Below are 26,195 nucleotides of genomic sequence, written 5' to 3'. Positions count from 1 at the left end.
CTGCGCGCGACCGTCGTATCACACCCTCCATGAGCGATACGAGCGACGACCTCGCCCCGGGTGGCGGCCATGAACTTGCCGAGCCGCTGCGCCGTGCCATAGGCGAGCGCTACCTGACCTATGCGCTGTCCACCATCATGAACCGCGCGCTGCCCGACGCCCGCGACGGGCTGAAGCCGGTGCATCGGCGCATTCTTTACGCGATGCGCGAACTCCGGCTTGCGAGTGATGGCGGGTTCCGCAAGTCAGCCAAGATCAGCGGCGACGTGATGGGCAACTACCATCCTCATGGCGATGCCGCGATCTATGACGCGATGGCGCGGCTCGCGCAGGATTTCAACGTGCGCTATCCGCTCGTGGACGGACAGGGCAATTTCGGCAATATCGACGGCGACAACCCGGCGGCGCCGCGTTACACCGAGGCGCGCATGACCGCCGCCGCCGAGGCGCTGCTCGAGGGGCTGAGCGAGGATGCGGTCGATTTCCGCCCCAACTATGACGGCACGCTCAGCGAACCGGTGGTGCTGCCGGCGGCATTTCCGAACCTGCTCGCGAATGGCGCGGCGGGAATCGCGGTCGGCATGGCGACCAATATCCCGCCCCACAACATCGCCGAACTTGTCGACGCCTGCCGGCACCTGATCGCCCATCCCGATGCGCGCGACGACACGCTGCTGAAATATGTGCCCGGACCCGATTTTCCGACCGGGGGCGTCATTGTCGAGCCGCCCGAAAGCATCGCCGAGAGCTACCGCACCGGGCGCGGCTCCTTCCGGCTGCGCTGCAAATGGGAAACCGAGGATCTGGGGCGCGGCCAGTGGCAGATCGTGGTCACCGAGATCCCCTATCAGGTGCAGAAATCGCGCCTGGTCGAGCGCATCGCCGAACTGATCCAGAGCCGCAAGCTGCCGATCCTCGCCGATGTGCGGGATGAAAGCGCCGACGACATCCGCCTGATTCTCGAACCGCGCTCCAGGAACGTCGAGCCCGGCGTGCTGATGGAGATGCTGTTCCGCAACTGCGAACTCGAGCTGCGCTTTTCGCTCAACATGAACGTGCTGATCGACGGGGTGACACCGAAGGTCTGTTCGCTCCGCGAGGTGCTGCGTGCCTTTCTCGATCACCGCCGCGAGGTGCTGCTGCGCCGCTCGCGCCACCGTCTCGGCAAGATCGACCATCGGCTCGAGGTGCTGGAAGGGTTCATCCTCGCCTTTCTCAACCTGGACCGGGTGATCGACATCATCCGCTACGACGAGGATCCGCGCGCCGCACTCATGCGCGAGGACTGGAGCCGGAGCCACCCTCGCGCCAGGGACGAAGCCGATTATGTGCCGCCCGAGCCCGCTGCCGTCCTGTCGCTGTCCGAGGTTCAGGCCGATGCGATCCTCAACATGCGCCTGCGCTCGCTGCGCCGCCTCGAGGAGCTCGAACTGCGGCGCGAACAGGAAAGCCTCATGGCCGAGCGGGCGGCGCTCGAGGATCTGCTCGGCGATCCGGCGCTGCAATGGACGCACATCAGCGAGCAGTTGAAGGAGGTGCGCCGGCAATTCGGCCCCGACAGCCCCGGCGGCGCGCGGCGCACCCGCTTTGCCGAAGCGGAAGAGGCCCGTGAAGTGCCGATCGAGGCCATGATCGAGCGCGAGCCGGTCACCATCGTCTGTTCGCGCATGGGCTGGATCCGCGCCATGAGCGGGCATATCGACCTTGACCGCGAACTGAAATACCGCGACGGCGACGGGCCGGGTTTCGTCTTTCATGCCGAGACCACCGACCGGCTGCTGGTCTTCGGCTCGAACGGGCGGTTCTATACGCTCGGCGCGGCCAATCTGCCGGGCGGGCGCGGCCTCGGAGAGCCGCTGCGCCTCATGGTCGACCTCCCGAACGAGGCCATGATCGTGGCGCTGTTCACCCATGTGCCGGGCCGCCGGCTCCTGCTCGCCTCCTCGGCCGGCAACGGGTTCGTGGTCCCCGAGAACGAGGTCGTGGCGCAGACCCGCGCGGGCAAGCAGGTGCTCAATCTCGGCGATGCGGCGAGTGCGGTGATCTGCCGCCCGCTCAAAAGCGGCGACGATCACGTGGCCGTGGTGTCGCGCAACAGCCGGTTTCTCGTGTTCCCGCTTGCCGAACTGCCCGAGATGACGCGGGGCAAGGGAGTGCGCCTGCAGAAATACAACATGGCGCGCGGCAAGCAGGGCACCTTCGAACTCGATGGCGGGCTCTCCGACATCGCCACCTTCGCCTGGGAGGCGGGGCTCGACTGGCCCATGGGCGGCGGACGCCGGCGCCATGAACGCGACCTCACCGACTGGCTGGGAAAGCGCGGCAGCGTCGGCAAGCGCCCGCCTCACGGCTTCCCGCGCGACAACCGTTTTGATCGGCCGATTGACCCGTGAGCGTCATTCTTCTGGCCAAAAATATCCGCGGGGGAGTCCGCCGCAGGCGGGCGGGGGCGGCAGCCCCCGATGCCGCAGCGGCGGGCGGTCTGTCCCGACCGCCGGCCCGCCTGAACCGGAGACAGCCATGACGCGCATCATTGCCTTCCTCGCCCTCCTGGTGCTCGCCGGGGCCTGCGCCAATCCCGATGCCGGAGAGCCGCCTGACGATCTGGGCGAATTCCATCTCGGCCACAATATCGTCATCGCCAGCAAGATGCGCCAGGGGCCGGTGTCGCGCGATGCGACGGCGGAAGAATGGGTGGACGTGCTGCAGGACGCGGTCGAACGCCGCTTCGGCGGGTTCGACGGTGGCCAGCTCTATCACTTCGGCATGAGCGTCGAGGGATACATGCTCGCACCCAAGGGCGTGCCGCTGCTCTTCAACCCGCGCTCGATGCTGATCATCAACCTGACCGTCTGGGACGATGCGGCCGGGAAGAAGCTGAACGAAAAGCCGAAGACCTTCCAGGTGCTGGAGAGCACCACTCCCGAGACCGCGATCGGCGGTTCGGGGCGTCATCGCACGCGCGAGGAACAGATGCAGGGGCTGGCCGAGAACGCGATGGACCAGATCGGAAAATGGCTCGAACAGCAGCACCGCGAAGAAGGCTGGTTCGACCATCGCGAGGGGGACGCGCCCGAGGGCGGGGCCGGCCCCGAAACAGGCGCATCCGGTGCTTGATTTTCCTTCCTGAACTCAATATGTGGCGCGCGGTGAAGCAAACCGGGTCGCCGCACGACCCGACCATGGCAAAAAGGGCGCAAAGGCGATGGCAAAGTCGAAGTTTGAACGTAACAAGCCGCACATCAACATTGGCACGATCGGTCATGTTGACCACGGGAAGACGACGCTGACGGCGGCGATTACGAAGTATTTTGGTGATTTCAAGGCCTATGACGCGATCGACGGCGCGCCTGAGGAGAAGGCGCGGGGGATCACGATTTCGACGAGCCACGTGGAATACGAGACCGAGAACCGCCACTACGCGCATGTGGACTGCCCGGGCCACGCGGACTACGTGAAGAACATGATCACGGGTGCGGCGCAGATGGACGGCGCGATCCTGGTGGTGTCCTCGGCGGACGGCCCGATGCCGCAGACGCGCGAGCACATCCTGCTGGGCCGCCAGGTCGGGATTCCGACCATGGTCGTGTTCATGAACAAGGTGGACCAGGTGGACGACGAGGAGCTTCTCGAGCTTGTGGAGATGGAGATCCGCGAGCTTCTGAGCAGCTACGACTACCCGGGCGACGACATTCCGATCGTCAAGGGCTCGGCGCTTGCGGCGCTGGAAGGGCGTGATCCCGAGATCGGCGAGAACGCGATCCGCGAGCTGATGGCGGCGGTGGACGAGTGGATCCCGACGCCGGAGCGCGCGGTTGACCAGCCGTTCCTGATGCCGATCGAGGACGTGTTCTCGATTTCGGGGCGCGGCACGGTTGTGACGGGCCGGGTGGAGCGCGGCGTGATCAACGTGGGCGACGAGATCGAGATCGTGGGCATCCGCGACACCAAGAAGACGACCTGCACGGGCGTGGAGATGTTCCGCAAGCTGCTGGACCGCGGCGAGGCGGGCGACAACATCGGCGCGCTGCTGCGCGGCGTGGACCGCGAGGGCGTGGAGCGGGGCCAGGTGCTGTGCAAGCCGGGCTCGGTGACGCCGCACACGCAGTTCGAGGCCGAGGCCTACATCCTGACCAAGGAAGAGGGCGGCCGGCACACGCCGTTCTTCGCGAACTACCGCCCGCAGTTCTACTTCCGCACGACGGACGTGACGGGGACGGTGACGCTTCCCGAGGGCACCGAGATGGTGATGCCGGGCGACAACCTGAAGTTCGAGGTCGAGCTGATCGCGCCGATCGCGATGGAGCAGGGCCTGCGCTTCGCGATCCGCGAAGGCGGCCGCACGGTCGGCGCCGGCGTGGTGTCGAAGATCATCAAGTAACCGCCAATGGCGCGCGCCCCAAGCGCGCGCCAGTCGGGTCCGGGTCTGACATGAAAAAGGCCGCCGTCTCCGGGACGGCGGCCTTTCTTGTCGGCACATGTGCTGTTTTCTGTGCGGACATGGTGCCGGCCGATGCGGTTTGCCGTGCGGCGGCGCGGGCGGCGATGAATCGGCGGGTGCGGGATCACTCTCCGGTCGGCTGCTGGGCGGAGACGGCGCAGAACTCGTTCGTGGCCACGGCTTCGCAGGTGCCCTCTGCAACGGGCTCGAAGGTGAAGCCGTCGCCGGTGTCCGACCCCTTCAGCGTGACGTGATAGTGCCAGCGCAGATCACCCTCGTCATGGCCATGTTCGTATGGCGTGAGCGCGAGCGGGCTTTCGCCGCAGCGCATCCCGGCGATGGTATATCCGGCCGAGGTCAGCACCTCGGCCAGGGCATCGGCCCGCTCGAGGCAGGCGGCCGGCGAATCGGTTCGGGCAAGGCTCATCTGCACCGTGTCGCCGGTGCCGATCGACAATATGAGCAGCGCAGTTTCCAGCATGGGATCAATCCTGTTTCAAAGCGTTCGTTTCCGGTGTCCGACCCGGCGGTCAGAGCGCAAGCAGCGATGTCGCGATCGAGAAATAGACGATCACGCCGGCGGCGTCCGCGATCGTCGTCACCAGCGGGCCGCTCGCGGTGGCCGGGTCGAGCTTCAGCCGGCTGAGCAGGAACGGCAGCGACATCCCCACCATGCTGCCGACGAGCACGACCAGGAACATCGTCAGGGCGATGACCAGGGCCACGTCATATCCGCCGCGCCAGACGCCGAGCGGATAGACAATGATGGCCATGGTGGCGCCGAGCGCCCCGGCGATCATCAGTTCGCGCAGGATCAGGTTGCGCCAGTCGTGCAGGGTGACCTCGCCGGTGGCCAGCGCGCGCACCATGAGCGTCGCCGATTGCGATCCGGCGTTGCCGCTGCTGTCGATGAGCAGCGGCAGGAAGAACACCAGCGCCACATAGGCAAGGATCGTTTCCTCGAAATAGGCGATGCCCGCGCCCGAGAACAGGTTGCCGAAGATCAGCAGCACGAGCCAGACCACGCGGCGGGAATACAGCACCGCGATGCCGGCGTCGCGCAGGCTTTCGGTGAAGGGCAGGACCGACGAGATCCGCTGATAGTCCTCGGTGGTTTCCTCCTGCATCGCGTCCATGGCGTCGTCATGGGTGACGATCCCCATGAGCCGCCCCTCGTTGTCCAGCACGGGCAGCACCAGCAGGTCATAGCGCGCGATGGTGTTGGCGACCTCTTCCTGGCTGCTGTCGAGCCGCACCGACACGGGGGCATCGTTCATGATGGTTCCGATCAGGCTCTCGGCCGGGGCGAGGATCAGTTCGTGCAGCCGCACCGAGCCGATCAGGCGGCGCCCGTCGTCAAGGACATAGGACCGATAGATCGTTTCCTTTTCCGGCGCGGCGCGGCGCAGTTCGGTGATCGCCTGCTGGGCGGTCATGTCGGCGCGAAGGGTCGCATATTCGGTCGTCATGATCGCGCCGGCGGTGGCCTCGGCATAGCCGGCCAGCCGGCGGATGTCCTCGCGCTCGAACTGGGCGAGGTGGCGCATCAGCCGGTTCTGCAAGTCCTCGTCCAGCTCGTTGAACAGGTCGGCGCGGTCGTCGGCGTCCATCACGGTGACGATCTGCGCCAGCTCGCTCGGGGCGATCGCGGTTGCGAAATCGACCTGGGCGTTCAGCGGCATGAAGCTGAAAACCTCGGTGCGTTCGTCAAGCCCCATGGCGGACAGGTATTCGAGCGCCGTGCGTCGCGGCAGGTCGGCAAGCCATGCGGCGATATCGACCCGGTGCGCCGTGCCAAGGAAGGCTTCGACGATGTCGGGAGCGGCATCGGCATCGGGAATCTGGCGTTCCGACTGCGTGCTGGCATCGCGCATGGGCTGTTACCTCGATGGATCGTTCAAACCGGCAGGATTCAGCCCCGCTTTAATGGGTCGGGGCCGGGATTGCGACTGCAAACCGACGTTCCGGCAGGCCGCGAGCCGCCCCGCCCGGAGTCAGGGCGCGGGCCGGCCGCTGCTGTCATGGAGGCAAGGAAACAGCGTCGCGCGTTTGCTCAGGGCAGGGCGCGCGGCGCTGTTCGACGGGGCGGCGGATTGCCCAGAACCCCGCGTCGTGGATCCATTTCCCGTGCCCCGGCCGTCCACGGCCGCAGCACGGGTATTCAGGCGAGTGCGCGCAGTCCGCTCAAGCGGCGCGTGGGATTTCCGGCGGCGCCGGTTCCGCATCCGGGGCGGTGTCGTCAGGCGTATCGACGACCGGCGGGCACAGGCAGGCAAAGCAACGCGCCGCTGCTTCGATGCGTTCGCGCAGGTCCTCGGTCAGGTGTTCGACCCCGGCCTTCTGATAAGCGCCCATCAGCTGCAGGGCATGGGCCGGGTCGGCGGCCGCGCTCAGCGTGAATTCTATCCCGGTATGTGCGGAATATTCGGCAAAGCTCTGCTGGCGCTTCAGCCAGCCCGCGTAATACTGTTCCGCCTCGTCCACGATGGCGTTACGCATGCTCAGCCAGCCGATGACAGGTGGGAAGGAGAATGCTCCCCATTGCAGCCGGACACCCGGTGCCACCTGGCGCTTGTCCCAAAAGGGCATCTCGTTGCACTCCATGATTTGACGCAACGTCAGCATAACGTGGAATTGTCCGCCTGTCTTTAATTCAGGTCAAGTTATCGCGGTTTGGCGCCCATGCAGAGGGCCGCGTCGATGGGGCAGGCGGGATACGGTCGGGAAAATTCCGGTTTCTCCGATGGATACGGTCGGGAACTGCGGATATGAACGTCCGCATGGCCCGGCAAACCGGGCCGCACCGATGACGGCGCTGCATGAGGATCGGATGAACCGCGCGCGGAGGAAAGCGAATCAGGCCGGCACCGCGGCTCTGCGGGCGACCCTCGAGGAGGGGTGCTACCGCCTGTCGGGTGATCTGCGAATCGGCACCATTGCGCTGCTCGACCGTGAACAGGGCGACATCCGCCGGATCGACATAAGCGATGTCGAGCACCTGGATTCCGCGGGTGCGTGGTTCCTGCTCGACCTGCGCAAGCATCTTGGCGCGACTGCGGAGGGCGATGTTCCGATCGAGGGAGCAAGCCAGCCGCAACGCGACCTTCTCGACACGATCAAAGCCAACATGCCGCCCGAGGACGCCGGGGCAGCCGGACGCCCGATCAGCTTCATCGACTGGCTGGAGCGGCTCGGGCGCAAGACGGTCAATGCCGGGCGCATCGGGCTCGAACTCGTCAGCTTTTTCGGCGAGGTGATCGCGACGCTTGGCTATCTGGTCATCCATCCGCGCAAGATGCGGATGACGTCGCTGGTGCATCACATGCAGCAGGTCGGCTGGAACGCGGTGCCCATCGTTGCGCTGATGGCCTTTCTGATCGGGGTGGTGCTGGCCTTTCAGGGCGCTTCGCAATTGCGTCAGTTCGGGGCCGAGGTGTTCGTGGTCGACCTGATCGCGATTTCGGTGCTGCGCGAGCTTGGCATCCTGCTGACCGCGATCATCATCGCCGGGCGCTCGGGGTCCGCCTTTACCGCCGCGGTCGGCTCGATGAAGATGCGCGAGGAGATCGACGCCATGCGCACGCTCGGGCTCGACCCGACGGTGGTGCTGGTGGTGCCGCGGGTGCTGGCGCTGATGCTGATGCTGCCGGTGCTCGGGGTGATCGCGGATTTTTCGGGGCTGATCGGCGGCGCGATCATGTCCTGGATCGAACTGGGTGTTTCGCCTTCGGTGTTCCAGACCCGGCTGGTCAGCAACACCGACGTGTCGCATTTCCTGGTCGGGCTGATCAAGGCGCCGTTCTTTGCCGTGATCATCGGCATCATCGGCTGTTACGAGGGGATGAAGGTCGGGGGCGATGCGGAATCGCTCGGCCAGATGACATCGACCTCGGTGGTCCTGGCGATCTTCATGGTGATCGTGGTGGACGCGATATTTTCGGTCTTTTTCGCGCTGGTGGGGATATGATGGCGGAGCAATCGTCAGACCCCATCATCCGGGTGCGCGGGCTGGTCAAGAGCTTTGGCACGCATACGGTTCACGACGGGCTCGACCTTGACGTGCGCCGGGGCGAGATCATGGGGATCGTCGGTGGTTCGGGCACGGGAAAGTCGGTGCTCCTGCGCCAGATCGTCGGGCTTCTGAAACCGGATGCCGGCGAGATCGAGGTGTTCGGCGAGGACGTGCGCGACACGTCGGGCGATGCCTATCGCCAGTTGCGCCGCCGCTGGGGGGTGATGTTTCAGGACGGGGCGCTGTTTTCGTCGCTGACCGTGCGCCAGAACGTCGAGGCCCCGATGCGCGAGCAACTGTCCCTGCCCGACGACCTGCGCAAGACGCTTGCCGGGATCAAGGTGCGCATGGCCGGCCTGCCGGAGAATGCCCATGACAAATTCCCGTCGGATCTGTCGGGGGGGATGCGCAAGCGCGCCGGGCTTGCGCGCGCCATATCGCTCGACCCCGAGCTTGTGTTTCTTGACGAGCCGACCGCCGGGCTCGACCCGATCGGCGCGGCCGAGTTCGACAAGCTGATCGCGCGGCTGCAGGCGACGCTCGGGCTGACCGTCTTCATGGTGACGCACGATCTGGATTCGCTCTTTGCCATCTGCGACCGGATCGCGGTGCTGGCGGAGAAACGGGTGCTTGCGGTCGGGACCATGGACGAAATGATGGAAATCGACCACCCTTGGGTGCGCGAGTATTTCCACGGGCCAAGGGCGCGGGCGGCGCTGGATACGAAAGGAAAACGGTGATGGAGACCCGCGCGAATTTCGTCCTGATCGGAGCCTTCACGCTTCTGGGCATCTTGGGGGCGCTCGGTTTCATGATCTGGCTCGCGAGCTTTCAGTTCGACCGCCAATACGCGAGATATGGCATCCTGTTCGAGGATGTCTCGGGGCTCAGTTCCTCGGGCGATGTGCTGTATAACGGGATCTCGGTCGGCCATGTGGTCGATCTGCGCATCTCCGACGAGGATCCGTCCAAGGTCTATGTCGAAATCCAGGTGGCCGCGGACACCCCCGTGCGCGAGGACACAATCGCGCAACTGAGTTCCTCGGGTGTCACCGGGGTTTCCTATATCTCGCTCACCAACCGCCAGAGCGAGGCCGAGCCGCTGACCGCAGAGCCGGGGGAGCTTCCGCTCATTCCTTCGCGCCGCTCGACCGTGCAGCAACTGGTCGAGGACGCGCCCGACATGATCACCGAGGCGACCAAGCTTTTGCGGCAGTTCCAGCGGATCGCCGGGCCGCGCAACCAGGCCCATGTCGAGAACATCCTCAGCAATATCGAACATGCCTCGGGCGGGCTCGACCAGGCGCTCAGCGATTTTTCCCGCATCACCGGCGTCGTGAGCGAGGCCACCAAGCAGATCAGCCTGTTCACCGACCGGCTCGATTCGGTCGCGGCCTCGGCCGAGACCACGCTCGTCTATGCGGACGAGACGCTTGAATCGGCCACCGGCGCATTCGAGGCGGCGGAAAAGACCATCACCGCCTCGACCGATGCGATCGAAAGTGCAAGGACCGCCTTCGCGCAGGTGGAGGAACTGATAACCGGCCAGGTGCCGATCATCGTTGCCCGGATCACGGAAACCGTGACCGCGCTCAACGACGGCGTGCGGGAGATCGCCGCCAAGGCAAGCGGCACGATCGACAACTTCGACGAGACGGCGGCGCTCATGAATGCGCGGCTGACCGAGCTCGAAACGACGCTGGACGAGGCGAACAGCGCCTTTGCCGCGGTGTCCTCGGCCTCGGGCGGGCTTGACGAGGTCATTCGCGGCGACGGCAAGGCGCTGGTGGCCGAGGCGCGCGCGGCGATCGCCTCGATCGAATCCGTGATCGACGAGGACGTGCCGGTGGTGGTCGACGACATCCGCGAGGGCGTGACCACCGCCCGCGCCGCGATCGAACGTGTCGCCAACGACCTGACCAGCACCACCGGCCGGCTCGACCCGCTGGTCGAGAGCGCGCAAAAGACGCTCGCATCGGTCCGGCATACATTTGATCGCGCCGGACAGACGATGGACAACCTCGACCGCTCGCTTGCCGCCGGCGACCGGGCGCTGGCCTCGGCCGAGACCGCCTTTGACACCGCGACCGGGGTGATGGCCACCGATCTCGACCCGGTGCTGAACGATCTGCGCGCGGCGAGCGACCGGGTGGCAGCGGCCGCGAATCGCGTGTCCGACGACCTGCCGGGCGTCACCGAGGATCTGAAGGCGCTGATCGCACGGGCCGATGCGGTCGTGGCCGACGTGCAGTCCACCGTCGCCGCCTCGGCGCCTGGCGTGCGCGAATTCGCCGGCACCGGCCTGCCCGAGATCGCACGCCTGGGCAGCGAGGGGCGCAGCCTTCTGCGTTCGCTCGAGCGGCTGATACGGCGGATCGAGCGCAACCCGACCCAGTTCCTGCTGAATGAGCGTGTTCCCGAATACCGGAGATGACAGGATGCAACCCATGACCATGACCCGCCGTTTCGCCATTCTCGGCGCCGCCGCAAGCCTGGGCGGCTGCAGCGCGCTGTCGGCGCTCAATACGCCGGCGCGTAATATCTATGACCTCCTGCCGGCGAGCGGTTCCGCCACGGGGCGGCGCAGCGGCCGGACGCTCGTGGTGGCGCGCCCCGATGCCGCTGCGGCGATCGCGGGCGACCGGATCATGATCAAGCCGGCGCCGCAGGCGGTCACCTATCTCGGGGAATCGCGCTGGTCGGATGAACTGCCCGAACTGATACAGTCGCTGCTGGTGCGCTCGATCGCCGGGACCGGGCGCATCGCCTATGTCGGCGGCGGTGACGGCGGGCCGGTTCCCGATCTGGCCCTGCTGACGCGGATCGACGGGTTCCAGGCCGAACTTGTGGGTGATCAGGTGCGGGTCGTTCTCGACATGACCCTGACGCTGCTGCGCGATGCCGACCAGCAGGTGATCGCAAGCCGCATCTGGCGTCATGCCGCCCCGTCGCAGGATGACGGCGCTCCGGCGATCGCGGCCGCGTTGCAGACGGTGCTGAACGCGGTCCTGCCGCAGATGGCGGACTGGGTGGTTGCCTCGGCCTGATGCCGGTCCGGGGCCGCGGGAAACCCGGCCTTGCCGCGCGGAACCATCCCCCGTAACAGGGCGGAATGAGACTTCTTTTTCTGGGCGATGTGGTGGGCCGTGCCGGCCGGGCCGCGATTCGTGACCGCCTCCCGCAATTGCGCAAGGAATGGCGGCTCGATTTCGTGGTGGTGAATGGCGAGAACGCCTCCGGCGGGATGGGCCTGACCGGGGACCACGCGAAGCTGATCCTCGAGGCCGGGGCCGATTGCGTCACCCTTGGCGACCATGCCTTCGACCAGCGCGACATGATGCAGTTCATCGAGACCGAGCACCGCGTGCTGCGGCCTTTGAACTTTGCCAAGGCCGCACCCGGCCGAGGCGCGCGCCTGTTCGAGACCCGGACCGGGCGCAAGGTGCTGGTGCTGCAGGCGCTGGGCCGCGTCTTCATGAACCGCCAGTTCGATGATCCGTTCTCGGCGGTGGAGCCGGTTCTCAAGACCTATCCGCTGGGCGGGCAGGCCGATGCCGTGATTGTCGATATCCATGCCGAGGCGACCTCGGAAAAGATGGCGATGGGGCATTTCTGCGACGGCCGCGCAAGCCTCGTGGTCGGCACCCACACCCATGTTCCGACGGCGGATGCGCAGATCCTTCCCGCAGGCACCGCTTATCAGAGCGATGCGGGCATGTGCGGCGACTACAATTCCGTGATCGGCATGGACAAGGCAGAGCCCATGCGCCGCTTCATCACCGGCATGCCGAAGGGGCGGTTTTCCCCCGCATTGGGCGAGGCGACGCTTTCCGGCATCCTGGTCGAAACCGATGATGCGACCGGCATGGCGCGCGCGCTGCGCATGGTGCGCATCGGCGGCCGGCTCGAGCCTTCGGGCCCCTGAACCGCCGGTGCAGGAGGCCGATCGGCGCACGGTGCGGATCGTCCGCGCGCACCTGTTTCAGCCGCTTGCGCAAGGTCTCCCGATCGGTCTAACTGCGTTCTGGCCGGAACACCGGGCCGCGGGCACGGGCGGAATGCGAGCATCATGACCCTTTTCCAGCTTTCCGACAGTTTCGGCGCGGTTCTCGCTTTGGTCATCGTCGGGGCCATGTTCCTGCTGTTCCTGCGCGAATCGCTCCCGGCCGAGGTGGTCGCGCTGGTCAGCGCCTCGGCCATGCTGATCAGCGGCATCCTCCCCTATGAGGTCGCGGTCGGAGTGCTGGCAAACCCCGCGCCCTGGACCATCGCGGCGATGTTCGTGATCATGGGCGCGCTGGTGCGCACCGGGGCGCTCCATGCCTTCACCACACTGGCCGAGCATCAGGCACTGGTGCGCCCAAGGCTCGCCATCGTCATGCTGATGGGATTTGTCGCGATAATTTCCGCCTTCGTCGCCAACACGCCGGTGGTGCTGGTGATGATGCCGGTCTTCGTGCAGGTTGCGCGATCGCTTGGCATCGCCCCCAGCAAACTGCTCATTCCCCTGAGCTACAGCGCGATTCTCGGGGGCATGCTGACGCTGATCGGCACCTCGACCAACCTGCTGGTGGACGGGGTGGCCCGGGCGCAGGGGCTTGAACCTTTCACGATCTTCGAGATCATGCCGCTTGGCCTTGCGCTGCTTGCGTTCGGGATGATCTATCTCGTCTTTGCGGGACCGCGTCTGCTGCCCGACCGGCCGAGCATGGCGGCGCTGCTGTCGAGCCGCTCGAAGATGAAATTCTTTACCGAGGCGTTCATCCCCCCCGATTCCAACCTGATCGGGCGCGAAGTGACCGGGGTGCAGCTGTTCAAGCGTGAAGGCGTGCGTCTGATCGACGTGATCCGGGGCGACCAGTCGTTGCGGCGCGACCTGGAAGCGGTGCGGCTCCAGGTCGGGGACCGGGTGGTGCTGCGCACGCAGATGGCGGAACTGCTTTCGCTCCAGCGCAACAAGGAGCTGCGCCGCATCGACCAGGTGTCGGCGGTGCCCACATCGACCGTCGAGGTGCTGATCACGCCGGGCTGCAAGATGGTGGGGCGCACGCTCGGCTCGCTCCGGCTGCGGCGGCGCTACGGGGTCTATCTGCTGGCGGCGCATCGGCGCAATCAGAACATCGGCACGCAGATGGACAATATCGTGGTGCGGGTCGGTGACACGCTCCTGCTCGAAGGCGCGCCGGCGGATATCGAACGCCTCGCAAGCGACATGGACATGGTCGAGGTCTCGCGCCCCTCGGAACGCGCCTACCGGCGGGGACATGCGCCGATCGCGCTGGCGGCCATCATCGGGGTTGTGACGCTCGCCGCGCTCAACGTGGCGCCGATCCTGCTTTTGTCGGTGCTGGCGGTGGCGCTCGTTCTGGTCACCGGCTGCATCGACGCGGACGAGGCGTTCTCCTTCGTGGACGGGCCGCTTCTGGTGCTGATCTTTGCCATGCTCGCGGTGGGGGCGGGGCTCGAAAGTTCCGGTGCGATGCAGATGATCGTCGATTCGGTGGCGCCCGTCCTGAAAAGCCTGCCACCCTTCTTTGTGGTCGCGGCGGTCTATCTGCTGACCTCGATCCTGACCGAACTGGTCAGCAACAACGCGGTGGCGGTGATCATGACGCCGGTGGTGATCGGGCTGGCGAATGCCATGGGGTTCGATCCGCGCCCGCTGGTGGTGGCGGTGATGAGCGCGGCCTCGACCTCCTTCGCGACGCCGATCGGCTATCAGACCAACATGATGGTCTATGGTCCCGGCGGCTACCGCTTTTCCGATTTCCTGCGCATCGGCATCCCGCTCAATATCTGTATCTGGCTGCTGGCCTCGGCCATCATTCCGCTGATCTGGCCATTGTGAGCGTTGCGCGGGCTCTCTTGATCCGCCGGCCCGCAGGGGACTATATGAGCCGCGAGCAGCCAGACAGCACAAGGATCGACGTATGGCCGGCCATTCCAAATGGGCAAACATCCAGCATCGCAAGGGGCGTCAGGACGCGGTGCGCGCCAAGCTTTTTTCCAAGCTCGGCAAGGAAATCACCGTCGCGGCCAAGATGGGCGACCCGGATCCCGACAAGAACCCGCGCCTGCGCCTTGCGGTGAAAGAGGCACGGGCGAATTCCGTCCCCAAGGACGTGATCGAACGCGCGATCAAGAAATCGCAGGCGGGCGAGGGCGACGATTACGAGGAAATCCGCTATGAGGGCTACGGCCCGAACGGAGTTGCCGTGATCGTCGAGGCGATGACCGACAACCGCAACCGCACCGCGAGCAACGTGCGTTCGACCTTCACCAAGAACGGCGGCAACCTGGGCGAGACCGGCAGCGTCGGCTTCATGTTCGAGCGCAAGGGCGAGGTCGTCTATCCGGCCGAGGCCGGCGATGCCGATACCATCATGATGGCGGCGATCGAGGCAGGGGCCGAAGATGTCGAAAGCAGCGAGGACGGCCATTTCATCTGGTGCGCGGACAGCGACCTCAACGACGTCTCCTCGGCCCTGGAGGGGCAGTTGGGCGAAAGCACGGCGACCCGCCTCGTCTGGAAGCCCGTGACCACGACGGAGATGGACCTCGAGAGCATGCAGAAGCTCATGAAGCTGATCGAGGCGCTCGAGGATGACGACGACGTGCAGCGCGTCACCACCAATTTCGAAGCCCCCGACGAGGTGATGGCACAGCTCTGAGCGGCCATCCGGCGGGATTTCCCGCCCCACACCCTGAACCCCCGATCCGGGCCGCGCGCCCCGGTCGGGGGTTTTCCGTTCTGCCGCCGCCAGAAAAGTTGATTGACCAGTCAATAAACTTTTTCTAACCTTCAGGGTGTGAACCTTGGGGGAGGGCATCATGCCGAGAACCGGAGCCGAGCCGCGGCGCCGCGAGGCGCTGGTTCAGGCCACCATCGCCGAGATCGGCGCAGCCGGCACGCTTGACGTGACCGTGTCGCAGATTGCCCGCCGCGCCGGCATGTCCAGCGCGCTCGCCCATCATTACTTCGGCGGAAAGGAGCAGATATTCCTGGCCGCCATGCGCCGGATCCTGTCGGATTTCGGCGCCGTGGTGCGCGAGGAACTCGCGCATGCGGATGCGGGGGAGCGGGCCGAGGCGATCATCCGCGCGTCCTTTGCCCCGGTCAGCTTCCGCCCCGAAACCATCAGCGCCTGGATGACCTTCTATGTGCTTGCGCAAAGGAATCCCGAGGCGCTGCGGCTCTGGCGTGTCTATCACCGCCGCCTGCGCAGCAACCTGGTCCACGCGCTGCGCCCCGATTGCGCCGATCCGCGCGCCGCCGCGATGACGCTTTCGGCGCTGATCGACGGGCTTTATATCCGCGCGGCGCTCAACCATCCCGACACGCCCGAAGCCGCGGTCGACCATGCGCTCGGCGTGCTCGCCATGCTGCGGAGGACACCATGAGCGCGCCGAATATCCTCATCCTGATGGCGGATCAGCTGAACGGCACGCTGTTTCCCGACGGGCCCGCCGACTGGCTCCATGCGCCGAACCTGCGCCGGCTTGCCGCCCGCAGCACGCGCTTTGCCAATGCCTATACGCCAAGCCCGCTCTGTGCCCCGGGGCGGGCGGCTTTCATGTCCGGGCAACTGCCGTCGCGCAACGGCGTCTATGACAACGCAGCCGAGTTCCGCAGCGAGATCCCGACCTATGCGCATCACCTGCGCCGGGCCGGCTGGCACACCTGTCTGTCGGGCAAGATGCATTTCGTCGGCCCCGATCAGCTGCACGGTTTCGAGGAACGCCTGACCACCGACATCTACCCGGCCGATTTCGGCTGGACCCCGGATTACCGCCGCCCGCATGAGCGGATCGACTGGTGGTATCACAACCTCGGCTCGGTCACCGGCGCGGGCGTGGCGGAAATCACCAACCAGATGGAATATGACGACGAGGTGGCCTTCCATGCCATGTCGCGCCTCTATGATCTCGCGCGCGGCCATGATGCGCGGCCCTGGTGCCTGACGGTCAGCTTTACCCATCCGCATGATCCCTACGTGGCGCGGCGCCGGTTCTGGGATCTCTATGCCGACTGCGGCCATCTTGCGCCCCGCACCGCGGCGCTTCCCTATGACGAACAGGATCCGCACTCGCAGCGCCTGCTCGATGCCTGCGACTGGCGCGAATTTGACATCGGCGATGCCGACATTGCGAGCGCCCGGCGCGGCTATTTCGCCAATATCTCCTATGTCGACGACAAGATCGGCCAGATCCTGCAGGTGCTCGACGATACCCGGCAGGAGGCGGTCGTGATCTTCACCTCCGACCATGGCGACATGCTCGGCGAGCGCGGCCTCTGGTTCAAGATGTCTTTCCGCGAAGGCGCGGCGCGGGTTCCTCTGATGATCGCCGCTCCCGGCCTGCCTTCGGGGCGCATCGACGCCCCGGTGTCGACCCTTGACGTGACGCCGACCCTTGCCGCGCTCGCCGGCGTCCCCCTCGACGACATCGCGCCCTGGACCGATGGCTGCGATCTGGGCCCGCTGGCCCGGGGCGCCGCGCGCGAGGCCCCGGTCGCGATGGAATACGCAGCCGAAGGCTCGGTCGCCCCCATGGTATGCCTGCGGCGCGGACGCTGGAAATACATCCGCTGCGCCGCCGACCCCGAACAGCTTTTCGACCTCGACACAGATTCGGACGAGGCCGTCAACCTGGCGACCGACCCGGCCCATGCCGAAACCCTTGCGGCGCTGCGCGCCGAAAGCGACCGGCGCTGGGATCTCGCGCGTTTCGACGCCGACGTGCGGGCCAGCCAGGCGCGCCGCCGCGTGGTCTACGAGGCCCTGCGGCAGGGCGGGCATTACCCCTGGGATTACCAGCCGCTGCAGCGGGCATCCGAACGCTACATGCGCAACCACATGAACCTGAACACGCTGGAAGAGGCGCAACGCTTCCCGCGGGGCGAGTAAGGGCCTTCTTCTGGCCGGAAATATCCCCGCCGGAGGCATGAAGTTTCCGGCCCCGAACGTGAAAGGGGAACGACACATGAGCAAGGGCACCGAGAGCGCCGATTTCGTCATCATCGGCTCCGGCAGCGCCGGCAGCGCCATGGCCTACCGCCTGTCCGAGGCCGGCGCTTCGGTCATCGTGATCGAATACGGCGGCTCCGACGCCGGGCCCCTGATCCAGATGCCGGCGGCGCTCAGCTATCCGATGAACATGCCGCGCTACGACTGGGGCTTCGTCTCCGAGCCCGAACCGCATCTGAACGGGCGCCGGCTGGTCTGCCCGCGCGGCAAGGTGATCGGCGGATCGTCCTCGATCAACGGCATGGTCTATGTGCGCGGCCATGCGCTCGATTACGACCACTGGGAGGAAACGGGCGCGAGCGGCTGGGCCTTTGCCGATGTGCTGCCCTATTTCCGGCGCATGGAAAGCTGGCACAGCGGCGGCCATGGCGGCGATCCCGAATGGCGCGGCAGCGACGGACCGCTGCATGTGACGCGCGGGCCGCGCAGCAACCCGCTTTTCGCGGCTTTCGTCGAGGCGGGGAAGCAGGCCGGCTATCCGGTCACCGGCGACTATAACGGGCGCCAGCAGGAGGGCTTCGGCCCGATGGAGCAGACGGTCTGGAACGGGCGGCGCTGGTCGGCGGCGAATGCCTATCTGCGCCCGGCGCTGAAGCGCGGCAACTGCACCCTTGTGCGGGGGCTCGCGACCCGCGTGATGTTCGAGGACCGGCGCGCGGTCGGGGTCGAGATCGACCTGGGCGGCACGCGCCGCGTGATCCGCGCGAACCGCGAAGTGGTGATTGCCGCATCCACCATCAATTCGCCCAAGCTGCTGATGCTGTCGGGAATCGGCCCGCAGATGCAGCTGCGCGAACACGGGATCGAGGTGCTGGCCGACCGTCCCGGCGTCGGCGCCAATCTGCACGACCACCTGGAGATCTATATCCAGATGGCCGCAAGCCAGCCGATCACCCTGTTCAAGCACTGGAACCTGTTCGGCAAGGGGCGGATCGGGTTGCAGTGGCTGTTGACCAGGTCGGGGCTCGGCGCGTCGAACCAGTTTGAAAGCGCCGCCTTCATCCGCAGCCGCGCCGGGGTGCAATACCCGGACATCCAGTATCATTTCCTGCCGATCGCGGTGCGCTACGACGGGCAGGCCGCGGCCGAGGGGCACGGGTTCCAGGTGCATGTGGGGCCGATGCGGTCGAAAAGCCGCGGCAGCGTCACCCTGCGCAGCAATGATCCGGCGGACTCGCCGGTGATCCGGTTCAACTACATGTCGCATCCCGACGACTGGGAAGATTTCCGCAGTTGCATCCGCCTGACCCGCGAAATCTTCGCCCAGCCGGCGTTCGCGCCTTACATCAGGCACGAGATCCAGCCGGGCAGCGCGCTGCAGAGCGACGAGGATCTCGATGCCTTCCTCATCGACAACGTGGAAAGCGCCTATCACCCCTGCGGCACCTGTCGCATGGGTCGCGCCGACGATCCGGATGCGGTGGTCGATCCCGAGGGCCGCGTGATCGGCGTGCAGGGCCTGCGCGTCGCCGACAGTTCGATCTTTCCGCGCATCACCAACGGCAACCTGAACGCACCCTCGATCATGGTGGGCGAAAAGATGTCGGATCATCTGCTGGAGCGCGCGCCGCTGCCGCGTGCCAATGACGAGCCCTGGATCAACCCGGACTGGGAAATCTCGCAGCGCTAGGCGTTGACCGGTGCCTCATTCGATCCGGTAGGGCAGCACGCCGCGTTCATTGGCGTCGATGGACAGGCGCCGCTCCAGCGGCGGCACCGAGCGCTGATGGCAATTGGTCCGCTCGCAGATGCGGCAGGAAATGCCGATCGGCTCGAAAGCCGCGGTATTGCCGAGGTCAAGGTCATCGGCATAGACCAGCGACGAGGCATGGCGCAGTTCGCAGCCAAGCGAGATCGCATAGCGCCGCACCGGCGCGCCCCATGTGCCGCCCGGTTTGGACACGTTGCGCGCAAGGATGATATAGCGCACCCCGTCCGGCGTCTCGGCCAGTTGGCGCAGGAAACGCCCCGGCGTTTCAAAGGCGCGATGCACGTTCCAGAGCGGGCATGCGCCGCCGAAGCGCGCAAATTGCAGCCGCGTGGCGCTGTGGCGCTTGGTGATCGTGCCGGCCTGATCGACGCGTACGAAAAAGAACGGGATCCCCTTGGCGCCGGGGCGCTGCAACGTCGAAAGCCGGTGCGCCACCTGTTCGATCGAGGCGCCGAAACGGGTGGCGAGGATCTCGAGGTCGTGACGGCAGCTTTCGGCGGCCTCGAGAAAGGCCCCATAGGGCATGAGCGCCGCGCCGGCGAAATAGTTGGCAAGCCCCAGCTTGGCGATGGAGCGCGCCGCATCGCTCTGGAACCGGGCAAGGTCGAGCGTTGCCTCGAGCAGCTTGTCCTGATCCAGCAGCGCGCTTTGCAGCAGCATCTGGAACAGCTGGGTCGAGGGCGCGGTGCGGGCCGAAAGGCGCAATTCCCGGCTTTCCGCGTCATAGCTTCGCAGCCGGCCGGTCTCGGCAAAGACGACGCTCACCCCGCTGGTGGCGAGATGGCGCAGCGTTCCGGCGCGGATGTCGGGCCCGGCGCGCTGGGCAAAGCTTTCGGCGGCGCGGTCGACCGCGTCGATATAGTTGTCGCAGTAATGGAAGAAATCCCGCACCTCTTCCCAGGGGCTCGGCTGCAGGCGGGTATCCTCGCGCCCCAGCGCCTCATCGAGCGAGGCAAGGCGCTCGTGGGTCTGGCGGTAGGCGCGGTGCAGTTCGATGAAGGCCCGCGCGAGCGCCGGCGCGTTCGATGCCGCAAGCCGCAGGTCCGCGAGCGGGGGCATCGCATCGGCAAACACCGGATCCGCCAGCGCCTCGCGCAGATCGCTGACCATGCGTTCGCTGTCGCCGGTGGACAGTTCGGTCACGTCGATGCCGAATTCGCGCGCCAGCGCCAGAACCACCGTGGTGCTGACCGGGCGGTGATTGTTTTCCATCTGGTTGAGATAGGGCAGGGAGACGCCGAGCTTGGCGGCGAAATCCTTTTGTGTCAGCTGGAACTGGCCACGCATCTCGCGCAGCCGCGCACCGGCATAGAGTTTCTGAACGGCCATTGGCATTCCCGCGGTGGCTGCGGTCCGGGCTTGGGCGGCAGCGCCCGCGGTTGTGTAATTTGCATATTTGCGATTTGCAATATCCTGATTTGCATGAATTTGCAAATTTGCCCATTTCCCCTTTGGTTCCGTGCGGCCTCCGCATAATGTGCGCGCAAACCGAACAGGGGGCCTATGCCATGAAAGACATTCTGCAGGAGCTCGAAGATCGCCGCCACGAGGCGCGGCTCGGCGGCGGCCAGCGCCGCATCGACGCCCAGCACGGGCGCGGCAAGCTCACCGCGCGGGAGCGGATCGAGCTGCTTCTCGACGACGACAGTTTCGAGGAATTCGACATGTTCGTCGCCCATCGCTGCACCGATTTCGGCATGGACGAACAGCGCCCCTACGGGGACGGGGTGATTACCGGCTGGGGCACGATCAACGGGCGCATGGTCTATGTGTTCAGCCAGGATTTCACCGTCTTCGGCGGCTCTCTTTCGGAAACCCATGCGCAGAAAATCTGCAAGATCATGGATATGGCGGTGCAGAACGGCGCCCCGGTGATCGGGCTGAACGATTCGGGCGGCGCGCGGATCCAGGAGGGCGTGGCCAGCCTTGCCGGCTATGCCGAGGTGTTCCAGCGCAACATCATGGCCAGCGGCGTCGTGCCGCAGATCAGCGTCATCATGGGGCCCTGTGCCGGCGGGGCAGTCTATTCCCCGGCCATGACCGATTTCATCTTCATGGTGAAGGACACGTCCTACATGTTCGTGACCGGCCCCGACGTGGTCAAGACGGTGACGAACGAGGTGGTGAGCGCCGAGGAACTCGGCGGGGCCTCGACCCATACCCGCAAGTCGAGCGTGGCCGACGCGGCGTTCGAGAACGACGTCGAGGCGCTGGCCGAGGTGCGCCGGCTGATCGACCTGCTGCCGCTCAACAACCGCGACAAGGCGCCGATCCGTCCGTTCTTCGACGATCCCGGCCGGATCGAGCCGAGCCTCGACACGCTCATTCCGAGCAATGCGAACACGCCCTACGACATGAAGGAACTGATCGAGAAGGTCGCCGACGAGGGCAGCTTCTACGAAATCCAGGCCGAATTCGCCAAGAATATCATTACCGGTTTCATCCGGCTCGAAGGGCGCACCATCGGGGTCGTCGCCAACCAGCCGATGGTGCTTGCCGGCTGCCTTGACATCGATTCGGCGCGAAAGGCCGGGCGTTTCGTGCGTTTTTGCGATGCGTTCGAAATTCCGATCCTCACTTTCGTCGACGTGCCGGGTTTCCTGCCGGGCACCGGTCAGGAACATGGCGGCGTCATCAAGCACGGGGCCAAGCTGCTTTATGCCTATGGCGAGGCGACGGTGCCGAAGGTCACGGTCATCACCCGCAAGGCCTATGGCGGTGCCTATGTGGTGATGGCTTCCAAGCACCTGCGCGGCGATTTCAACTATGCCTGGCCCACGGCGGAAATCGCGGTGATGGGCGCCAAGGGCGCGACCGAAATCATCCACCGTGCCGACCTTGGCGACCCGGAAAAGATCGCGCAGCATACCGCGAGCTATGAAGAACGCTTCGCCAACCCCTTCGTGACGGCCGAGCGCGGCTTTATCGACGAGGTGATCCAGCCCCGCTCGACCCGCAAGCGCGTTTGCCGCGCCTTTGCCTCGCTGCGCAACAAGAAGCTGAGCAATCCGTGGAAAAAGCACGACAATATTCCGCTCTGACGGCTGTCCCGGCTTCGGCGTCCGCGCTGGTGTCGGTTGCGGCTTCCGCTGTCTCGACGGCGGCGGTCCTGGCGGTTCTGCTGGCGGCACCGGCGGCGATGGCTTCCGGGCCCTATGCCGTGCCGTCCGGCCAGCCGGTCGAGCTGCACGAGGTGCTGACGGATGATGCGCCCGGCGAACTCTGGCTGCGGTTTCGTTTCATTGCCCCTGAAATGGGGGCGGCGGATGCGGAGGACTCTGCCGCCGACACGGCGTTTCTCTGCAAGGAGGTGGCGCTGCCCTATATGGCCGCCTACGGGCTCGACCCCGCGCGCATCGTGATTTCCTTTTCCGAAATCGAAACCCCTTTCGGTGAGCCCGCTTCCGGAATTGCGCAGCTTTTTGAAAGCTTTCTTCCCCAATCGTCTGATTGCATCTGGGAAGGACTCTGAAGATGTTGCGCGAAAATGTGTGCCCGGTGCCCCTTATGGCAAAATCTTCGGTTTGCCGCACAAGAATAGTTGCCGGCCCCTTGAATTCGGCTATGGTCACGCGCGGTTGTGTCGCATCAACCCTGCCCCCCGAGGGGCAGGCAGGGTCGTTTGGCCCTGCGTCCTTGAAACCGACAGTCAGGAGCCTCCGATGGCAAAAATCGTCACAGTCGTTGGTCTGGTTGCGTTCGCTGCGGCCGTTTCCGCATGCAGCAAGCAACAGCAGCCGGCCGAGCCGGTCGTGTCCAGCCCGGTCTCGTCCGAGCCGGTCTACACCAGCAAATACTGATTACGCCTCCGCGGGGCCGGGAACACCTCCGGCCCCGGTTCACGGCCCTCCGGCGACGGGGGCGATGCCATGCTGAAGCATCGCGGCTTCCCGAGCCGGCTTTCGGGAACGGATTTCCAGTTCCTCATCCGCCGCGCCAATCCGAAGGGCGCGACCCCGCTGGTCGCGCGCCGGCGCCATGCCGACCGCCGCCCCGAGGATCGCCGCGCCGACCTGGCGTTCATGGCTGCGCTCTGGGAGCATTTCGGCGAGGCGGAGTTCGTGCGGGGCAATCTTGATGCCGGGCGGCTCGGGTGGCTGTTCGGGCGCGAGGTGATCGCCGCTGAAGATCCGTTCGACCCGGAAAGCTATGACGCGCGCCTGCGCATCGACGTACCGGTGGCACGACTCGCTTTCCCGGAGGTCTTCCGGTGATGCTCGGCATTTATCCGCAGGCGGCCGCGAAAAACCGGCGGCATCCGGCCGACCGCGATCATGTCGGGCGATCCCGCTTGGTACCGGACGTGAACGGCGCCACGGTGGCCGCCGTGGGCGACATCCGGCTTCGGGTGCCTGCTACACACCATCTATTCCGTACCCCTTCCTTACGCGGGTGGGATCGGGCCTCGTTGCCCGTCCTGCCCGCTTTTTTCTTGCTGCCGGTCCGTGCGGTTCTCGCCCGTGCGGCAAGGCAAAAGCCCGCTCTTTCCGCTGCCCGCCCTGCGTGGCGCCTTGCCGGTTCCGGGCCGATCCGGCTATATCCGTCATGGAACCGGATGCCCGCATTACGTGTTGTGCTGGTGGGCATGTTTCTCAACAAAGGAGCAGGATCATGCGTCTCGTCAAAATCGGAGCGCTTCTTGCCGCCATGGCCACTGTCACGGCCTGCGGCGACACAATGGGGCAACAGGCTGTCATCGGCGCCGGTGCAGGTGCGGCGACGGCTGCCGTTCTGGACGGCAACCTTCTTGCGGGCGCAGCCATCGGTGCCGCCGGCAACACGCTGTATTGCCAGAGCCGCCCCGGCCGGAAGTGCTGATCACGCGCGCAACCGCAACAGGCTGACCCTGCCTCGCGCAGGGGGCAACGACATATTCTCATCGAATGAGGCCGCATCCGGCAGAGGCGCCGGGTGCGGCTTTTCGCGCTTTTTCCAAATCCAGCCGAAGGACGATCCATGTTCAAGAAGATCCTGATCGCGAACCGGGGCGAGATCGCCTGCCGGGTCATCAAGACCGCCCGCAAGATGGGTATCAAGACCGTCGCGGTCTATTCCGATGCCGACCGCAATGCGCTGCATGTCGAGATGGCGGATGAAGCCGTGCATATTGGCCCGCCGCCGGCGAACCAGTCCTATATCGTGATCGAGAAGATCATGGAGGCGATCCGCGCGACCGGGGCCGAAGCGGTGCATCCGGGATACGGGTTCCTTTCGGAGAACGCGAAATTCGCCGAGGCGCTCGCGGCGGAAGGGGTCGCCTTCATCGGCCCGCCCTCTGGCGCGATCGAGGCCATGGGCGACAAGATCACTTCGAAGAAGATCGCGAAGGAGGCCGGCGTCTCTACCGTGCCGGGCTACATGGGCATCATCGAGGACGCCGAAGAAGCCGTCAGGATCAGCCGCGAGATCGGCTATCCGGTGATGCTCAAGGCCAGCGCCGGCGGCGGCGGCAAGGGCATGCGCATCGCCTGGAACGACGAGGAGGCGCGCGAGGGGTTCCAGTCGTCGAAGAACGAGGCCGCGAGCAGCTTTGGCGACGACCGCATCTTCATCGAGAAATTCGTCACCCAGCCGCGCCACATCGAAATTCAGGTGTTGTGCGACGGGCACGGCAACGGCGTCTATCTGGGCGAACGCGAATGTTCGATCCAGCGCCGCAACCAGAAGGTGGTCGAAGAGGCGCCGAGCCCCTTCCTTGACGAGGCCACCCGCCGGGCCATGGGCGAACAGGCGGTCGCGCTGGCCAAGGCGGTCGGCTACGCCAGCGCCGGCACGGTGGAATTCATTGTCGATGGTGACAGGAACTTCTATTTCCTCGAGATGAACACCCGCCTTCAGGTCGAACATCCCGTCACCGAACTCATCACCGGGGTCGATCTCGTGGAACAGATGATCCGCGTCGCCAATGGCGAGAAACTGGCGCTTGCGCAGGAAGACGTGGCCCTCACCGGCTGGGCGATCGAGAACCGCCTGTATGCCGAGGATCCCTATCGCAACTTCCTGCCCTCGATCGGGCGGCTCACGCGCTACCGCCCGCCCGAGGAAATCGCCGCCGGCCCGCTTGCGGAAAACGACAGATGGCATGGCGACGCGCCACGCGGCGAGGCGGCGGTGCGCAACGATACCGGCGTCTACGAGGGCGGCGAGATCAGCATGTATTACGACCCGATGATCGCCAAGCTCTGCACCTGGGCGCCGACCCGGGAAGCGGCGATCGAGCAGATGCGGGTGGCGCTCGACAGTTTCGAGGTCGAGGGGATCGGCCATAACCTTCCGTTCCTTTCGGCGGTCATGGATCACCCGAAATTCATCGCCGGCGAGATGACCACGGCCTTCATCGCCGAGGAATTCCCCGAAGGGTTCGAGGGGGTCGAACTGCCCGACGCGGAACTGCGGCGGATCGCCGCCGCGGCCGCTGCCATGCACCGCGTGGTCGAAATCCGGCGCGCGCGCGTCTCGGGGCGGATGGACAACCACGAACGCAAGGTCGGCCGCGACTGGGTGGTGACGCTCCAGGGGCAGGATTACGCGACGGTGGTCGATGCCGACCGGGCCGGCGCGACGGTGCGCTTTGCCGACGGGACCGCGCATCGCGTCGCCAGCGACTGGACCCCGGGGTGCCAGCTTGGCGTTTTCGATGTCGACGGCGAGGAACTCGTGCTGAAGGTCGGCCCGATCAGCAGCGGTTTCCGCATCCGCAGCCGGGGCGCCGATCTTGACGTGCATGTGCGCACGCCGCGGGCCGCCGAACTGGCCGCGCTGATGCCGGAAAAGGTCGAGCCCGACACATCGAAGATGCTGCTTTGTCCGATGCCGGGCCTGATCGTGAACGTCGATGTCGAAGTGGGCGACGAGGTTCAGGAAGGGCAGCGCCTCTGCACCGTCGAGGCGATGAAGATGGAAAACGTGCTGCGCGCCGAACGCAAGGCCGTGGTCAGCGCGATCAATGTGGCAGCGGGTGACAGCCTCGCCGTCGATGAAATCATCATGGAGTTCGAGTAACCC

General features: G+C 65.8%; 23 protein-coding genes. 19 read left to right on the top strand and 4 right to left on the bottom strand.

Annotated elements, in window-relative coordinates:
- Positions 1-29 precede the first annotated feature (29 nt).
- From B0B01_RS05770 to tuf, 3 genes are all read left to right on the top strand, one after another.
- Positions 30-2,393, top strand: coding sequence for a DNA topoisomerase IV subunit A (locus B0B01_RS05770; RefSeq protein WP_076648563.1), 2,364 nt, complete (start codon positions 30-32; stop codon positions 2,391-2,393).
- Positions 2,394-2,520: 127 nt separating this feature from the next.
- Complete coding sequence (locus B0B01_RS05765) at positions 2,521-3,117, top strand: hypothetical protein (protein ID WP_076648561.1); 597 nt, start codon at positions 2,521-2,523, stop codon at positions 3,115-3,117.
- Between the two features lie 88 nt (positions 3,118-3,205).
- Positions 3,206-4,381 carry an elongation factor Tu gene (gene tuf / locus B0B01_RS05760; RefSeq protein ID WP_076648454.1) on the top strand — a complete coding sequence of 392 codons (1,176 nt, stop codon included), beginning with the start codon at positions 3,206-3,208 and terminating at the stop codon, positions 4,379-4,381.
- 184 nt (positions 4,382-4,565) lie between these two features.
- On the opposite strand, the gene B0B01_RS05755 is transcribed toward tuf, so the two are convergent.
- The 3 genes from B0B01_RS05755 to B0B01_RS05745 all read right to left on the bottom strand — a co-directional run bounded on the left by B0B01_RS05755 (position 4,566) and on the right by B0B01_RS05745 (position 7,066).
- Positions 4,566-4,922 (bottom strand): hypothetical protein, encoded by a 357-nt coding sequence (locus B0B01_RS05755; RefSeq protein ID WP_076648559.1) that lies wholly within the window; start codon positions 4,920-4,922, stop codon positions 4,566-4,568.
- A 49-nt stretch (positions 4,923-4,971) separates the two neighbouring features.
- Entirely contained in the window at positions 4,972-6,315 is a 1,344-nt protein-coding gene (gene mgtE / locus B0B01_RS05750; RefSeq protein WP_076648557.1) for a magnesium transporter, read from the bottom strand.
- Positions 6,316-6,625: 310 nt separating this feature from the next.
- Positions 6,626-7,066 carry a hypothetical protein gene (locus tag B0B01_RS05745; protein ID WP_076648555.1) on the bottom strand — a complete coding sequence of 147 codons (441 nt, stop codon included), beginning with the start codon at positions 7,064-7,066 and terminating at the stop codon, positions 6,626-6,628.
- Positions 7,067-7,271: 205 nt separating this feature from the next.
- Here B0B01_RS05745 and B0B01_RS05740 point away from each other — a divergent pair, with 205 nt between their 5' ends.
- The 10 genes from B0B01_RS05740 to betA all read left to right on the top strand — a co-directional run bounded on the left by B0B01_RS05740 (position 7,272) and on the right by betA (position 19,109).
- Positions 7,272-8,408: an ABC transporter permease gene (locus B0B01_RS05740; RefSeq protein WP_083946241.1), complete on the top strand. Its 1,137-nt coding sequence runs from the start codon at positions 7,272-7,274 to the stop codon at positions 8,406-8,408.
- Complete coding sequence (locus tag B0B01_RS05735) at positions 8,408-9,193, top strand: ABC transporter ATP-binding protein (protein ID WP_407675279.1); 786 nt, start codon at positions 8,408-8,410, stop codon at positions 9,191-9,193. The genes B0B01_RS05740 and B0B01_RS05735 overlap by 1 nt, the downstream gene beginning before the upstream one ends.
- The gene (locus B0B01_RS05730; protein WP_076648551.1) at positions 9,193-10,887 is read left to right on the top strand and encodes an MlaD family protein; all 1,695 of its coding nucleotides are present in this window, start codon (positions 9,193-9,195) and stop codon (positions 10,885-10,887) included. The genes B0B01_RS05735 and B0B01_RS05730 overlap by 1 nt, the downstream gene beginning before the upstream one ends.
- A 13-nt stretch (positions 10,888-10,900) precedes the next feature.
- Positions 10,901-11,500, top strand: coding sequence for an ABC-type transport auxiliary lipoprotein family protein (locus B0B01_RS05725; RefSeq protein WP_234967711.1), 600 nt, complete (start codon positions 10,901-10,903; stop codon positions 11,498-11,500).
- 65 nt (positions 11,501-11,565) lie between these two features.
- Positions 11,566-12,378, top strand: coding sequence for a TIGR00282 family metallophosphoesterase (locus B0B01_RS05720; RefSeq protein ID WP_076648547.1), 813 nt, complete (start codon positions 11,566-11,568; stop codon positions 12,376-12,378).
- 144 nt (positions 12,379-12,522) lie between these two features.
- Positions 12,523-14,301, top strand: coding sequence for an SLC13 family permease (locus B0B01_RS05715; RefSeq protein ID WP_076648545.1), 1,779 nt, complete (start codon positions 12,523-12,525; stop codon positions 14,299-14,301).
- Between the two features lie 82 nt (positions 14,302-14,383).
- Positions 14,384-15,124, top strand: coding sequence for a YebC/PmpR family DNA-binding transcriptional regulator (locus tag B0B01_RS05710; RefSeq protein ID WP_076648543.1), 741 nt, complete (start codon positions 14,384-14,386; stop codon positions 15,122-15,124).
- Positions 15,125-15,284: 160 nt separating this feature from the next.
- On the top strand, positions 15,285-15,854 hold the full coding sequence (betI, locus tag B0B01_RS05705) for a choline-binding transcriptional repressor BetI (RefSeq protein WP_076648541.1): 570 nt from the start codon (positions 15,285-15,287) through the stop codon (positions 15,852-15,854).
- A complete protein-coding gene (gene betC, locus B0B01_RS05700) occupies positions 15,851-17,359 on the top strand; it encodes a choline-sulfatase (RefSeq protein ID WP_076648539.1) in 1,509 nt (502 codons plus the stop codon). Before betI ends, betC begins: the two co-directional genes overlap by 4 nt.
- Before the next feature lie 76 nt (positions 17,360-17,435).
- Positions 17,436-19,109, top strand: a complete 1,674-nt coding sequence (gene betA, locus B0B01_RS05695) for a choline dehydrogenase (RefSeq protein ID WP_076648537.1) — start codon at positions 17,436-17,438, stop codon at positions 19,107-19,109.
- Between the two features lie 15 nt (positions 19,110-19,124).
- Here betA and B0B01_RS05690 read toward each other — a convergent pair whose 3' ends face one another.
- The gene (locus B0B01_RS05690) at positions 19,125-20,519 is read right to left on the bottom strand and encodes a helix-turn-helix domain-containing protein (protein ID WP_076648535.1); all 1,395 of its coding nucleotides are present in this window, start codon (positions 20,517-20,519) and stop codon (positions 19,125-19,127) included.
- A gap of 179 nt (positions 20,520-20,698) precedes the next feature.
- Here B0B01_RS05690 and B0B01_RS05685 point away from each other — a divergent pair, with 179 nt between their 5' ends.
- The 6 genes from B0B01_RS05685 to B0B01_RS05665 all read left to right on the top strand — a co-directional run bounded on the left by B0B01_RS05685 (position 20,699) and on the right by B0B01_RS05665 (position 26,192).
- On the top strand, positions 20,699-22,231 hold the full coding sequence (locus B0B01_RS05685; protein WP_076650075.1) for an acyl-CoA carboxylase subunit beta: 1,533 nt from the start codon (positions 20,699-20,701) through the stop codon (positions 22,229-22,231).
- Complete coding sequence (locus B0B01_RS13405) at positions 22,156-22,662, top strand: DUF6497 family protein (RefSeq protein WP_234967710.1); 507 nt, start codon at positions 22,156-22,158, stop codon at positions 22,660-22,662. Before B0B01_RS05685 ends, B0B01_RS13405 begins: the two co-directional genes overlap by 76 nt.
- Before the next feature lie 190 nt (positions 22,663-22,852).
- Positions 22,853-22,990, top strand: a complete 138-nt coding sequence (locus tag B0B01_RS13170; protein WP_159438959.1) for a hypothetical protein — start codon at positions 22,853-22,855, stop codon at positions 22,988-22,990.
- 69 nt (positions 22,991-23,059) lie between these two features.
- Complete coding sequence (locus tag B0B01_RS05675) at positions 23,060-23,404, top strand: hypothetical protein (protein ID WP_076648533.1); 345 nt, start codon at positions 23,060-23,062, stop codon at positions 23,402-23,404.
- 397 nt (positions 23,405-23,801) lie between these two features.
- Positions 23,802-24,008, top strand: coding sequence for a hypothetical protein (locus B0B01_RS05670; protein WP_076648531.1), 207 nt, complete (start codon positions 23,802-23,804; stop codon positions 24,006-24,008).
- A gap of 138 nt (positions 24,009-24,146) precedes the next feature.
- Positions 24,147-26,192, top strand: a complete 2,046-nt coding sequence (locus B0B01_RS05665) for an acetyl-CoA carboxylase biotin carboxylase subunit (RefSeq protein ID WP_076648529.1) — start codon at positions 24,147-24,149, stop codon at positions 26,190-26,192.
- The last annotated feature ends 3 nt before the right edge of the window (positions 26,193-26,195 follow it).

The organism is Pontibaca methylaminivorans, from assembly GCF_900156525.1.
GTDB lineage: Bacteria > Pseudomonadota > Alphaproteobacteria > Rhodobacterales > Rhodobacteraceae > Pontibaca > Pontibaca methylaminivorans.
This window is presented reverse-complemented; position numbering and strand designations above follow the sequence as displayed.